The organism is Actinobacillus ureae ATCC 25976, from assembly GCF_000188255.1.
Classification (GTDB): Bacteria; Pseudomonadota; Gammaproteobacteria; order Enterobacterales; family Pasteurellaceae; genus Actinobacillus; species Actinobacillus ureae.
Genome location: NZ_GL831080.1, coordinates 1,597,913 through 1,611,087, shown reverse-complemented (window position 1 = coordinate 1,611,087; position 13,175 = coordinate 1,597,913). Strand labels below are relative to the sequence as shown.

General features: G+C 39.4%; 14 protein-coding genes and 1 pseudogene. 12 read left to right on the top strand and 3 right to left on the bottom strand.

Features of this window, described 5'->3' with window-relative positions; all coding sequences use genetic code 11:
- Positions 1 to 112: 112 nt before the first annotated feature.
- Both HMPREF0027_RS07515 and HMPREF0027_RS07510 read right to left on the bottom strand, forming a co-directional pair.
- Positions 113 to 487 carry a copper resistance protein NlpE gene (locus HMPREF0027_RS07515; protein WP_005623748.1) on the bottom strand — a complete coding sequence of 125 codons (375 nt, stop codon included), beginning with the start codon at positions 485 to 487 and terminating at the stop codon, positions 113 to 115.
- A 16-nt stretch (positions 488 to 503) separates the two neighbouring features.
- The gene (locus HMPREF0027_RS07510) at positions 504 to 812 is read right to left on the bottom strand and encodes a DciA family protein (protein ID WP_044024370.1); all 309 of its coding nucleotides are present in this window, start codon (positions 810 to 812) and stop codon (positions 504 to 506) included.
- 112 nt (positions 813 to 924) lie between these two features.
- Between HMPREF0027_RS07510 and secM the strand changes: the two genes are divergently transcribed.
- From secM to groL, 8 genes and pseudogenes are all read left to right on the top strand, one after another.
- On the top strand, positions 925 to 1,242 hold the full coding sequence (gene secM / locus HMPREF0027_RS07505) for a secA translation cis-regulator SecM (protein WP_044024368.1): 318 nt from the start codon (positions 925 to 927) through the stop codon (positions 1,240 to 1,242).
- Positions 1,243 to 1,341: 99 nt separating this feature from the next.
- Complete coding sequence (secA, locus tag HMPREF0027_RS07500; RefSeq protein ID WP_005623742.1) at positions 1,342 to 4,074, top strand: preprotein translocase subunit SecA; 2,733 nt, start codon at positions 1,342 to 1,344, stop codon at positions 4,072 to 4,074.
- Between the two features lie 35 nt (positions 4,075 to 4,109).
- Positions 4,110 to 4,913 (top strand): tetratricopeptide repeat protein, encoded by an 804-nt coding sequence (locus tag HMPREF0027_RS07495; protein ID WP_005623740.1) that lies wholly within the window; start codon positions 4,110 to 4,112, stop codon positions 4,911 to 4,913.
- 69 nt (positions 4,914 to 4,982) lie between these two features.
- Positions 4,983 to 5,213, top strand: a complete 231-nt coding sequence (locus tag HMPREF0027_RS12670; protein ID WP_005623738.1) for a glycosyltransferase family 9 protein — start codon at positions 4,983 to 4,985, stop codon at positions 5,211 to 5,213.
- A gap of 88 nt (positions 5,214 to 5,301) precedes the next feature.
- A pseudogene (locus HMPREF0027_RS13040) lies at positions 5,302 to 6,484 on the top strand (glycosyltransferase family 9 protein).
- Positions 6,481 to 6,879, top strand: coding sequence for an 8-oxo-dGTP diphosphatase MutT (mutT, locus tag HMPREF0027_RS07485; RefSeq protein ID WP_005623730.1), 399 nt, complete (start codon positions 6,481 to 6,483; stop codon positions 6,877 to 6,879). The pseudogene HMPREF0027_RS13040 and the gene mutT overlap by 4 nt, the downstream one beginning before the upstream one ends.
- 182 nt (positions 6,880 to 7,061) lie before the next feature.
- A complete protein-coding gene (locus HMPREF0027_RS07480; RefSeq protein WP_005623728.1) occupies positions 7,062 to 7,352 on the top strand; it encodes a co-chaperone GroES in 291 nt (96 codons plus the stop codon).
- 63 nt (positions 7,353 to 7,415) lie between these two features.
- Positions 7,416 to 9,059 (top strand): chaperonin GroEL, encoded by a 1,644-nt coding sequence (gene groL, locus HMPREF0027_RS07475; protein WP_005623726.1) that lies wholly within the window; start codon positions 7,416 to 7,418, stop codon positions 9,057 to 9,059.
- A gap of 166 nt (positions 9,060 to 9,225) precedes the next feature.
- Here the strand turns inward: groL and HMPREF0027_RS07470 are convergent, their stop codons facing one another.
- Positions 9,226 to 9,558 (bottom strand): DUF5339 domain-containing protein, encoded by a 333-nt coding sequence (locus tag HMPREF0027_RS07470; protein ID WP_005623724.1) that lies wholly within the window; start codon positions 9,556 to 9,558, stop codon positions 9,226 to 9,228.
- Positions 9,559 to 10,008: 450 nt separating this feature from the next.
- Here HMPREF0027_RS07470 and HMPREF0027_RS07465 point away from each other — a divergent pair, with 450 nt between their 5' ends.
- Genes HMPREF0027_RS07465 through ybgE form a run of 4 tightly spaced genes read left to right on the top strand, consistent with a single transcriptional unit; the run spans position 10,009 to position 13,127 of the window.
- Positions 10,009 to 11,559 carry a cytochrome ubiquinol oxidase subunit I gene (locus HMPREF0027_RS07465; protein ID WP_005623722.1) on the top strand — a complete coding sequence of 517 codons (1,551 nt, stop codon included), beginning with the start codon at positions 10,009 to 10,011 and terminating at the stop codon, positions 11,557 to 11,559.
- An 18-nt stretch (positions 11,560 to 11,577) separates the two neighbouring features.
- Positions 11,578 to 12,714, top strand: a complete 1,137-nt coding sequence (cydB, locus tag HMPREF0027_RS07460) for a cytochrome d ubiquinol oxidase subunit II (RefSeq protein ID WP_005623720.1) — start codon at positions 11,578 to 11,580, stop codon at positions 12,712 to 12,714.
- A 12-nt stretch (positions 12,715 to 12,726) separates the two neighbouring features.
- Positions 12,727 to 12,825, top strand: a complete 99-nt coding sequence (locus tag HMPREF0027_RS11770; RefSeq protein ID WP_005619000.1) for a CydX/CbdX family cytochrome bd oxidase small subunit — start codon at positions 12,727 to 12,729, stop codon at positions 12,823 to 12,825.
- An 11-nt stretch (positions 12,826 to 12,836) separates the two neighbouring features.
- Positions 12,837 to 13,127 (top strand): cyd operon protein YbgE, encoded by a 291-nt coding sequence (gene ybgE, locus HMPREF0027_RS07455; protein WP_005623719.1) that lies wholly within the window; start codon positions 12,837 to 12,839, stop codon positions 13,125 to 13,127.
- Positions 13,128 to 13,175: the final 48 nt, after the last annotated feature.

The following is a 13,175-nucleotide window of genomic DNA, read 5'->3' as shown; positions in this document are numbered from 1 at the left end:
ATAGCGAGTTATATTTAGTCATAAAAAAATCTGCACCTTAATCTGTTGGAGGTTTAGTCCAACTTTTGGGGTGTAGATCATAAGCGGGCTTTTACGTTAAGTATTTAATAATTTATTTTACTTTATGCAAAGTATAAGGATTATTGGCCGTCTTAGCCGGATTGCCATTAGCATCACAAACTTCAACTTGTGTCTCGCTTACTTTAAACGCTAATGCGCCGGAATCTTTTTCTAAGCGAATAATACCTCGTTTACCTTGCTCCCAAGTGTAAGTGCCTTTATCTCTGAACGGATATTCTTTGCCGGCTTTTACATAAATGGTATTGTATTGGTAGCTATTGTTAGCGCCTAAGATGAGCTCTGCTTGAATTTTCTCACAATCTGCACAAGGTAATTCACCTTGGAATGTGCCTGTAACGGATTGTTGTGGTAAGAGTGAACAAGCACCTAATACTGCACTGAATGCAACTAACGCAATTTTTTTCATTCCAGTTTCCTTCTATTTAAATGTGTCTAAAACTCGGATTCACTTTAAACTGAAGCTCAGTTACATTTGGAAAATCAGAGTGAATTAATCGTAATAAATGTGAACTTTGTAACTGTAAGCCTTGTCGTACAGTCGCATTTTGCACTTCAAATACAAGCTGATTATCAACTAAATTCACAATACGGTAAAGTCCGCGATATTGTTCCGGTAATAATTTTTGTACTTTTTGGTGCAAATCGTTTAATTGGTTGGCTCGTTGGACAATCCGACTAAGGCTTGAGTTCTGCAAAACTTCAGTGATATTTTTTATTGCTGAATTTTTCATCTTTTTGGATTGCATTCCCTTGATTTTATGTTATTTGACCCAATTATCTGCCCATTCTACTGGAATTTATCGTATAATTAACCTAATTTTTTAGTATTTAGAACAAATGTTGATGAGTTTATTTAAGCATTTTCACAAGACGCCTTTTTGGTCGCAATTAGTTTTCGGGCTAGTTGCGATTTTTGCGTTACCTGAAATTCATTCGATGGTAAAAAGTGAAAGCGAGCAAGAAACGGTTATCAATCAGCATTTTTCTCCTTGCGTTGCTTGTTCTGACGAACAGGAACAGCAGTCTTTATTTATCGCAGAGCTTAAACAGGAGCTTGTGGAAATACCTACACAAGCGGTCGTTTTTTGCGAATTTTTTACCAAATCTTACCGCTTTGATGGCGATGATAACCATCCTATTCGAGCCGGCCCAAGCGTCTAATCTATAAAATCGATTCATCATAAGTGGGCGGAGTCAAAGACTGCTTCCGTAAAGCTATGCCACTTTTTCATATAAAAATAACTAGATTAGGACAAAACAATGATTTCAAAAATTATCACTTCAATTTTCGGTTCAAGCAACGATCGTACGTTAAAACGTTTAAGAAAACGTGTTGCGCAAATTAATAAACTTGAACCGGCATTTGAAAAATTAACCGATGCGGAATTACAAGCTAAAACTGCAGAATTTAAACAACGTTTAGCTGACGGTGCAAGCCTTGACAGCCTATTACACGAAGCGTTTGCAACTGTGCGTGAGGCAAGTCGCCGTGTAATGGGAATGCGCCATTTTGACGTGCAATTAATCGGTGGTATGGTATTAACTAATCGTAATATCGCCGAGATGCGTACTGGTGAAGGTAAAACGTTAACCGCAACATTACCGTGCTACTTAAATGCATTGACCGGTAAAGGTGTACATGTTGTAACGGTGAACGATTATCTTGCACGCCGTGATGCGGAAACCAACCGCCCGTTATTTGAGTTTTTAGGTTTAACCGTTGCGGTGAATGTACCGGGTCTTCCGAATGAAGTGAAACGTGAAGCCTATAAAGCGGATATTACCTACTCAACTAATAGTGAGTTAGGTTTCGACTACTTACGTGATAACCTTGCGCACGCAAAAGAAGATCGTTTCCAACGTGAATTGCACTATGCGTTAGTGGATGAGGTGGACTCAATCTTAATTGATGAAGCGCGTACACCGTTAATTATTTCAGGCCCGGCAGAAGATGCGACTCAAATCTATCAAGCGATTGATACGATTATTCCGCATTTGATTCAGCAAGATAAAGAAGACACCGAAGAATATACCGGTGAAGGCGATTTCACCTTAGATCTGAAAAATAAACAGGCGCATTTAACTGAGCGTGGAATGGTGAAAGTGGAAGGCATTTTGACCGAAATGGGCTTAATGCAAGAAGGCGAAACACTTTATCATCCAGCTCGTATCGCTTTACTACACCACGTTTATGCGGCGTTACGTGCACATAAATTATTTGAATTAGATGTAGATTACATCGTAAAAGATGGTGAAGTGGTAATTATTGACGAACACACCGGTCGTACAATGGTGGGGCGCCGTTGGTCTGACGGTTTACACCAAGCGATTGAAGCAAAAGAAAAAGTCAATATTCAAGGTGAAAACCAAACTGTTGCGTCTATCACTTACCAAAACTATTTCCGCCTATATGAAAAATTAGCCGGTATGACCGGTACAGCGGATACGGAAGCGTTTGAATTCCAACAAATTTACGGTTTGGATACGGTAGTGATTCCAACTAATAAACCGGTTATTCGTGATGACCGTACCGACTTAATGTTTAAGAGCGAACCGGAGAAATTTGCGGCAATCATCAATGATATTAAAGACTGTATGGCTCGCCAACAACCGGTGTTAGTCGGTACGGTATCCGTTGAAAAATCAGAACTTTTATCGGCAGAATTAACCAAAGCCGGTATTGCTCATAACGTATTAAATGCAAAATTCCATGCCCAAGAAGCGGAAATCGTGGCGGAAGCGGGCGCACCGGGTGCGGTAACTATCGCAACCAATATTGCGGGTCGTGGTACGGATATCGTGTTAGGCGGTAACTGGAAAGCGGAAGTGGCGAAGTTAGAACATCCGACCGAAGAGCAAATCGAAGCGATTAAAGCGGCTTGGAAAGAGCGCTATGACATCGTAATGAAAGCGGGCGGTTTACATATTATCGGTACTGAACGTCACGAATCTCGTCGTATTGACAACCAGTTACGTGGTCGTTCCGGTCGTCAGGGGGACCCAGGTTCATCGCGTTTCTATCTGTCTTTAGACGATGCGCTAATGCGTATTTACCTGAATGAAGGTAAATTAAATATGATGCGTAAAGCCTTCTCTGAAGAAGGTGAGGCGATGGAGTCAAAATTACTGACTAAAGTGATCGCATCGGCACAAGCAAAAGTGGAAGCACATAACTTCGACGGTCGTAAAAACTTATTACAGTACGATGATGTGGCGAACGAACAACGTAAAGCGATTTACGAACAACGTAATTACTTGCTTGAAACCGATGATATTTCAGCAATGATCAACACTGTTCGTGAAGACGTGTTCAATAATGTGATTAGCCAATATATTCCACCGCAATCCATTGAAGAGATGTGGGATGTTGCCGGCTTAGAAGAAGCGTTAAAACATCAATTCGGTATGGAATTGCCTATCCAGCATTGGTTAGAGCAAGAAAATGACTTACACGAAGAAACATTGCGTGAGCGTATTGTTGATATTGCGAAACAAAAGTACCAAGCGAAAGAAGAGAAAGTCGGCTCGGAAGTGATGCGTAACTTTGAAAAAGGAGTGATGCTACAAAACTTAGACGAGCTTTGGAAAGAACATCTTTCGGCAATGGATTACTTACGTAAAGGTATTCACTTACGTGGCTATGCACAAAAGGATCCGAAACAAGAGTATAAAAAAGAATCATTTGAAATGTTTACCAATATGCTCGATTTGTTGAAATCTAATGTGATTAGCGTGTTAAGCCGTATTCAAGTGCGTAGCCAAGAAGAGATTGAAGAAGCGCAACGCCAGCAAGACGCAATGGCGGAAGCAGAAGCCGCACATTACCAAGCGGCAACCGAAGAACAAATGCAAAATGCTCAAGCCGGCGCAGCGGCAGAATCGCTGACAGATGAGCAATTAGCGAATTTGAATATCGGCCGAAATGATCCTTGCCCTTGCGGTTCTAGCAAAAAATACAAACATTGCCACGGCAGTAAAGCAAGATATGCGTAATTAGTATAAGCGGTCGTTTTTTCTTTGTCTTTTCTATGAATTCAGACTTAATTTCTATTCAGCAAGGTTCCGAACAAGAATGTTTCTCTTATATTTATCAACAGCAGCAACAGGCGAGCAATCCTTTGGAATTACTTGCCGTGTTAAAGTTGTACGATGATTTTTTAGGGGATTTCCCTCAGTCAATTCTCGCTTACCACAATCGTTCCGATGTATTAAAGCACTTAGGTTTTTATGATTTAGCACTCAAAGATGCGGAGAAAACGCTTGACCTTGCACCGGATTTTGCTATGGCATGGTGTAATAAAGCGTTTATTCTAAACACCTTAGGGCGTTATGAAGAAGGTTGGAAAGCTTATGAATGGCGCTGGAAAACCGATGTGGAAACTTTTCAGGACACCGGATGGCCGATTCCTCGTTGGCAAGGTGAGGATATCGGTCAAGCCAAACTTTTGGTTTATGCAGAACAGGGCTTTGGCGATAATATTCAATTTGTGCGTTATGCCTTAGAGGCGAAAAAGCGAGGCTTGAATATTGTGGTGGTGAATCATCAGCAGTTAGAAAATTTGCTGAATGCCAATTTAGCGCAGTATGGGATTACCACATCAAAAAATGGTGGGGCGATTAGTGGGCTGAAATATTATGTTTCAATGATGAGCCTACCGCATTATCTCGGCACAAGATTGGATAATATTCCTTATTCGGAAGGTTATTTATTGCCTGAAACGGAGCATTTCGTAAAATGGCAGCGGAAAATAAACGCTTACGATTCCGCTAAAAAACTCAAAATTGGTGTGGTATGGTCCGGTTCACCTAAACATCACCGCAATGCGATATGAAGTTTACAATTTGAACAGTACTTACCGTTATTTGAATTTGATGCGGAATTTCATTGCCTGCAAAAAGTAGTGAATGAAGCTGATTACAAGCGGTCGGAAAAACTCAAAAATTTGCATTTTTGGCAAGATGATTTAACGGATTTTTCCGATACGGCAGCATTGATTACTCAACTTGATTTAGTGATTAGCGTAGATACTTCAGTCGCGCATTTAGCGGCGGCGATGGGCAAACCGACTTGGGTTTTAATCAGTTATCACCCCGATTTTCGTTGGTTATTGGCAAGAGAGGATAGCCCATGATATCAGAGTGTACGCCTATTTCGTCAGGGCTTTGATTTTGACTGGCAACCAGTGATCACTAGAGTACAACAACAATTGGAACAACAATATGGCTGAAATGATGTTTGAACAATATCTCGCTTTATTGGTGGAAGAGCAGGACAGCGCTGCAACACCATTTGAATGGTTAGCGGTTTTAAGAAAATACGATGAAATAATCCGCTTATTACCGGATAAAGCGGTGCTATATCACAATCGTTGTACGGTATTACAAAACTTGGAGCTTTACCAATTAGCGTTAAAAGATGCGAATAAAGCGGTCGAACTTGCGCCAAATTATGCGATTGCGTGGTGTAATAAAGCGATGTTACATAACTTGTTAGGTGATTATCTGCAAGGCTGGCAAGCGTACGAATGGCGCTGGCAAACCGGTTTGCTAGCTTTTGAACCGTTGGAAATTAATATTCCGCAATGGCGAGGGGAAAATATCGGTGATGCTAAAATTTTGTTTCACGTAGAACAAGGATTTGGCGATAACATTCAGTTTGTGCGCTATGCCTTGGAAATGAAACGTCAAGGCTTAAATGTGGTGGTGCTGAATCATAGCAGCATCGAAAATTTGCTTAACTATAATTTAGCGCAACACGGTATTGAAACCATGCAAAACGGCGGACGAATTTCGGGACTGGCATACCATTTACCGATGCTCAGTGCGCCTTTAGTATTAGGTAGTACGCTTGAAAATATTCCTTATTCAAGCGGTTACTTACAAGCACAACCGGAGTTTATTGTAAAATAGCACACAAAAATAACTGCTTGCAGTACGCTAAAACGCTTGAAAATTGGTTTGGGCAGGCTCGGCAAAACATAATCAGAATGCTTCCCGCAGTTTGCCCTTTGAGTTGTTTTCACAGTTATTTACGTTAGATGCTGATTTCCATTGTTTGCAAGAAGAGCTAAACGAAGCGGATTACAAGCGGTCTGATTTATTCGAAAATTTGCATATTTGGCAGCAAGATATTGGTGATTTTTCAGATACTGCCGCATTAATTGCCCAAATGGATCTTGTGATCAGTGTTGATACGTCTGTCGCACATTTAGCAGAGGCAATGGGAAAACCGACGTAGATTATGCTAAGTTATCACCCTGATTTTCGTTGGTTGTTGGCACGACAAGATAGCCCGTGGTATGACAGTGTGAAACTTTTTCGCCAAGAGGCTAGTCTTAATTGGCAATCTGTGATAAAAAATATCCAACAAAAATTACAACAAATTCTCAAGGAAAATACATGAATAAGCCCACAATCCAAGTTACAGCCGGCATTATCCGCAATGAATTTGGACAGATTTATTTAACCCAAAGACTTGAAGGACAAGATTTTGCACAAGCGTTGGAATTTCCCGGCGGTAAAGTAGATACGGGAGAAACGCCAGAAGATGCATTAAAACGTGAGTTGGAAGAAGAAATCGGGATTCACGTACTAAGTGCGTTTCCTTATGAGTCATTCCGCTTTGATTATCCGGCCAAAGTGATTGAGTTTTTCTTCTATTTAGTGGAAGAATGGGTCGGTGAACCGTTTGGGCGTGAAGGGCAAGAAGGCTTTTGGGTCGCTCAAGCTGATTTGGATGAGAGCGAATTTCCGCCAGCAAATAGCCGTTTAATCCAACGCTTAAAATCCGAAGCTTAATCATCAGGAGCATTTCATTTGAGATGCTCTTTTTTATTGCCTAAAAATCAGACGAAAGCGGTTGCTTTTGCACAAAATTTTGCAAAAGTAACTTGAAAGCTAATAATCTGCCCCAATATTGATTATCGTTGCACGCAATTCTGCGTGCCAAATTTTTATAGATTAATAGAAGGAAACATACAATGACTCTTCGTCCATTACACGATAAAGTAATTTTAAAACGTGAAGAAGTAGAAACACGTTCTGCTGGCGGTATCGTTTTAACCGGCTCTGCAGCAACAAAATCTACTCGTGGTAAAGTAATTGCAGTGGGTACAGGTCGTTTATTAGAAAATGGTTCTGTACAAGCATTAGCGGTAAAATTTGGTGATGTAGTTATCTTCAACGAAGGTTATGGTGTGAAATCAGAAAAAATTGACGGTGAAGAAGTGTTAATTCTTTCTGAAAACGATATTTTAGCAATCGTAGAGTAATGATAAGCGGTCAGCTTTCACTAATTTTTTGCAAATTGAATAAATAATTTATAGGAAGAAAAAATGGCAGCAAAAGATGTTAAATTCGGTAATGACGCACGTGTAAAAATGCTTAAAGGCGTGAATATTTTAGCGGATGCGGTAAAAGTAACTTTAGGTCCTAAAGGCCGTAATGTTGTGTTAGATAAAGCATACGGTGCGCCGACAATCACTAAAGACGGTGTGTCAGTAGCACGTGAGATCGAATTAGAAGATAAATTCGAAAATATGGGCGCACAAATGGTAAAAGAAGTGGCGTCAAAAGCGAACGATGCGGCTGGTGACGGTACGACAACCGCAACTGTTCTTGCGCAAGCAATCGTAAACGAAGGCTTAAAAGCAGTAGCGGCAGGTATGAATCCGATGGATTTAAAACGTGGTATCGATAAAGCGGTTGTTGCTGTAGTGGAAGAATTAAAAGCGATTTCTAAACCGTGTGAAACTTCAAAAGAGATTGAGCAAGTAGGTACGATTTCAGCAAACTCTGATGAAACCGTGGGTAAATTAATTGCGCAAGCAATGGAAAAAGTGGGTAAAGAAGGTGTTATCACTGTTGAAGACGGTACAGGTTTAGATGATGCGTTAGATGTGGTAGAAGGTATGCAATTTGACCGTGGTTACCTTTCTCCATACTTCATCAACAAACCGGAAGCAGGTACGGTTGAATTAGAAAACCCATATATCATTTTAGTTGATAAAAAAATCAGCAACATTCGTGAAATTTTACCGGTATTAGAGGCGGTAGCAAAAGCAGGTAAACCGTTATTAATTGTTGCAGAAGATATCGAAGGTGAAGCGTTAGCAACATTAGTTGTAAATACAATGCGTGGTATCGTGAAAGTGGCTGCTGTAAAAGCACCGGGCTTTGGCGATCGCCGTAAAGCAATGTTACAAGATATTGCAATCTTAACTGCAGGTACTGTAATTTCAGAAGAAATCGGTATGGAACTTGAGAAAGCAACAATTGAAGAATTAGGTCAAGCAAAACGTGTTGTGATTACCAAAGACAATACAACCATTATTGACGGTATCGGTGACGAAGCGCAAATCAAAGCACGTGTAGCACAAATTCTCCAACAAATTGAAGATTCAACATCAGATTATGATAAAGAAAAACTTCAAGAGCGTGTGGCTAAATTAGCTGGCGGTGTTGCGGTAATCAAAGTAGGTGCGGCAACTGAAGTGGCGATGAAAGAGAAAAAAGACCGTGTGGATGATGCGTTACACGCAACTCGTGCGGCAGTTGAAGAAGGTATCGTACCGGGAGGCGGTGTTGCATTAGTGCGCGCGGCTTCTAAAGTGGCAGTAACCTTAACTGGTGATAATGAAGAACAAAATGTTGGTATCAAACTTGCACTTCGTGCGATGGAAGCGCCGCTTCGTCAAATCGTGACTAACGCAGGTGAAGAAGCATCAGTTGTAGCTCGTAATGTGAAAGATGGTAACGGTAACTACGGTTATAATGCCGGTACGGAACAGTATGGCGATATGCTTGAGATGGGTATTTTAGATCCAACTAAAGTAACTCGTTCGGCATTACAATTCGCAGCATCTATCGCAGGTTTAATGATTACTACAGAATGTATGATCACCGATTTGCCGAAAGATGAAAAATTAGATCCGGCTGCTGCAATGGGCGGCATGGGTGGTATGGGCGGTATGATGTAATACATCCTCCATTCGCTAGTATAAAGACCTCTGGGAAGTTGTCCCGGAGGTTTTTTTATATCTGACAAGCAGTCGAATTTTTTGATTTTTTACAAATTAAAAGCAATAAAAAACCGAGCACCTTTTTGGTAATTAGTGCTCGGTTAAATAATTCAGGGCTAAACGATTAATGTTTTTGTTTCAGTGTGTTTAAAGCGGTTAAACCTTTATTACAACTTTTTTGTTGCATCTCAGTTTCCATTTTTAAAATTTGTTGCCTTGTAGAAGATAACTTACTTTTCATTTTAGCAACTTGAGTATGTGTACCAGGTTGTTTTTCTGCATCCGAAACAAGCTTATCTGCAACGCTAAACATTCTTTGACATTGCGTTGGCAATTTTTGGTTTACAGAAGGTTTTGCCATAGAAAGTGAAGAGGTTTTCACTCCTGCCATCGCGACTTGTGATGTGAATGCCAGTACTAAGCTAGCAAAAGTTGAAATGAGAACTTTTTTTAACATTATGGTTTTACCTTTTTCAGTTATAGTTAAAAACTATCGTTTAGCGCATAGATTAGGATTTTTTCGATTATAACAAACAAGAAATAAAAGTCATTATTAAATAGCAATTTTTTTGGATCTTTTCGATCATTTTATTTGACCAATATCAAAACTAATCATAAAAGCGTAGAAAGTAAAAGGTAGAGATGCTAAAGAAAAGTTATAAAAATATAAGTGAAAACAATCTAATTTTTAACATTGTTTCAAAGTTTTGATTAGAAATGTTATCGATGTAACAAATCGACTATTTTTAATTTATTAAATTCAAGGTAAAATGGAACGTAGATTCTAAAAAAGCATATACCTATTTATGGTTGTATGGTTGTTTTAGGTCAAAATTTGGTTGGGGTGATTATTCATATTCAGAATAATCTATAAATAAATTTTATTATACTTTATAAGAGGTCTGAGATGTTAGACGTTGTTGAACTCTCGCGTTTGCAGTTTGCTTTAACTGCACTCTATCACTTCTTATTTGTGCCGTTAACATTAGGTCTTTCTTTCGTTCTCGTTGTAATGGAAACACTTTATGTAACGACAGGAAAAGAAGTCTATAAAGATATGACTAAATTCTGGGGTAAGTTATTCGGTATTAACTTTGCCCTTGGCGTAACAACTGGTATTACAATGGAATTCCAGTTTGGTATGAACTGGTCATATTATTCTCACTATGTGGGCGATATCTTTGGTGCTCCATTAGCAATTGAAGGCTTAATGGCGTTCTTCTTAGAGTCAACTTTCATTGGTTTATTCTTCTTCGGTTGGGATCGTTTATCAAAAGGTAAACACTTACTAGCGACTTATGCAGTTGCATTTGGTTCTAACTTCTCAGCGTTATGGATCCTTGTTGCGAACGGTTGGATGCAGAATCCGGTTGGTTCTGAATTTAACTTCGAAACAATGCGGATGGAACTTGTGAGTTTCTCTGATCTCGTATTAAATCCAGTAACACAATCTAAATTCTTACATACAGTAACAGCAGGTTATACTTGTGGTGCAGTATTTGTATTAGGTATTAGTGCTTACTATATTTTAAAAGGTCAGGATCTCGGTTTTGCAAAACGTTCATTCTCAGTAGGTGCAAGCTTTGGTTTAATGGCGATTCTTGCTGTATTAATTATGGGCGATGAATCAGGTTACGAAATCGGTAAAGCACAACCTACTAAATTAGCAGCAATGGAAGGTGAGTTTGAAACTCAACCTGCTCCGGCAGCATGGAATGCATTCGTAATTCCTAATACCGCTGAAATGAAAAATGAATTCTCAATTCATATTCCATATATGGCAGGTATTATTGCAACACGTTCTTTTGATACTGAAATTAAAGGTTTAAAAGATATTCGTGCAATCAATGAACAACGTGTTCGTACCGGTATTCAAGCATATGCGTTACTCGAAAAATTACGTGTGGGTAACTATTCTGCAGAAGAAAAAGAAGCATTCAAAGCAGTACAAAAAGACTTAGGTTTTGGCTTATTACTCAAACAATATACACCGAATGTAGTTGATGCGACTGAAGAACAAATCCAAAAAGCGGCAGCAAGTACCATTCCTAATGTTGGTCCAACATTCTGGGCATTCCGTGCAATGATGGTTTCAGGTGGTTTAATGCTCCTATTAATTGGCTTTGCATTCTTCCAAAACTTACGTGGTACCGTTGGTAAAAACCGTTTATTCTTAAGAGCAATGTTATGGGGTATTCCTCTTCCGTGGATTGCAATTGAGTCTGGTTGGTTCTTGGCAGAATATGGTCGTCAACCATGGGCAATTTATGAAGTATTACCGACAGGCGTATCTAATTCGGCATTAACGACGACAGATCTTTGGATCTCAATCGGTTTACTTTGCAGCTTATATACTATCTTCCTCGTGGTTGAGATGTATTTAATGTTTAAATATGGCAGACTTGGTCCAAGCGCATTAAAGACAGGTCGTTATCATTTTGAACAATCTACAAAATAAAAATAATAGGAGTGTACAATGATCGATTATGAAATTCTCCGCTTTATTTGGTGGATTCTGATTGTCGTATTGCTAATCGGCTTTGCGATTACAGACGGTTTTGATATGGGCGTATTAACATTATTACCTGTGATTGGTAAAAGCAATGTTGAGCGCCGAGTGATGATTAATACCATTGCTCCTCACTGGGACGGTAACCAAGTATGGTTATTAACAGCAGGTGGTGCGATCTTTGCGGCATGGCCTACCGTTTATGCAACATCATTCTCTGGTTTCTATTTAGCGATGATTCTAGTGCTAGCAGCGTTATTTTTCCGTCCGGTAGGTTTTGAATATCGTGCTAAAGTAGATAGCCCGAAATGGCGTAATGCTTGGGACTGGGGTTTATTTGTCGGTGGTTTTGTACCGTCATTAATTTTCGGTGTAGCGTTCGGTAACTTATTACAAGGCGTACCATTCGAATTTAATAACCTCAACCAAGTGGTATATACAGGTTCATTCTTCGGCTTATTAAATCCGTTCGCATTATTATGTGGCGTAGTAAGCTTAATGATGTTAACCACGCAAGGTGCGACATGGTTACAAATGAAAACAACAGGTGATTTACGTAACCGTGCGAGAGCAACCGCTCAAGTTACTGCGGCAATCGTATTAGTTGCGTTTGTATTAGCGGGTGTTTGGTTATCGTTTAAAGACGGTTTTGTAATCACAAGCGATTTAGACCACAATGCACAATCATTCTTAACTAATAAAACTGTTGCGGTTGAAAGTGCGGCATGGTTCAGAAATTTTGCTGAGATGCCGGTATTATGGGCTGTTCCTGCATTAGCGGTATTAGGTGCATTGTTAACGATTGTTACTTCTAAAGTGAATCGTTCTGGTTTAGCATTCTTCTCATCATCAATTATGCTTGTTGGGGTGATTGTTACTGCGGCAGTGTCTATGTTCCCATTCATTATGCCGTCAATTTCTCATCCAGAAATGAGTTTAACGATTTGGGATTCAACAGCAAGCCAATATACATTAACAGTAATGTTAGTTGTTGCGTGTATCTTTGTACCTTTAGTATTAGCTTATACTATTTGGTCATACATCAAAATGTATGGTCGCTTAGATGCTAAATACTTAGAAGATAACAAAGCAAGTGCATACTAAGGAGATAAACAGATGTTTTATGTAACTTGGGTATTAGGCGTTTTACTTGCGATTCTTTTTGCAACGGTAATTACTGTTAGCATTGAGAAAACAGGCAAATTTGACGAATAGGATTATATTGAATGATTCATTCGCTCTATAATTTAACAAGAAAGGGCTGGCTAAAGGCCCTTTCTTTTATTCTTGCAGGTGTACTATTTGCAATGATATTGCTGAATGCAAATCTATTTGCTCAGCATTTTGGCGGACATATTCCTTATTTAGCAATTTTAGCCTTCTATGGTATGGTGATTTTATGGATTCATGGAATCGGTTTTGAAATTGAGAGTGCGATTTGGCGTTTAACCTTTTTACCTATACTAGGCTATATCATTGTGATCGGTTCTCTGAATTATTTAGTTTCATTAAGATAGGCGTAAGGTTTCTGATCTGCACCCCAAAAGTTGGACTAACCTCTCACT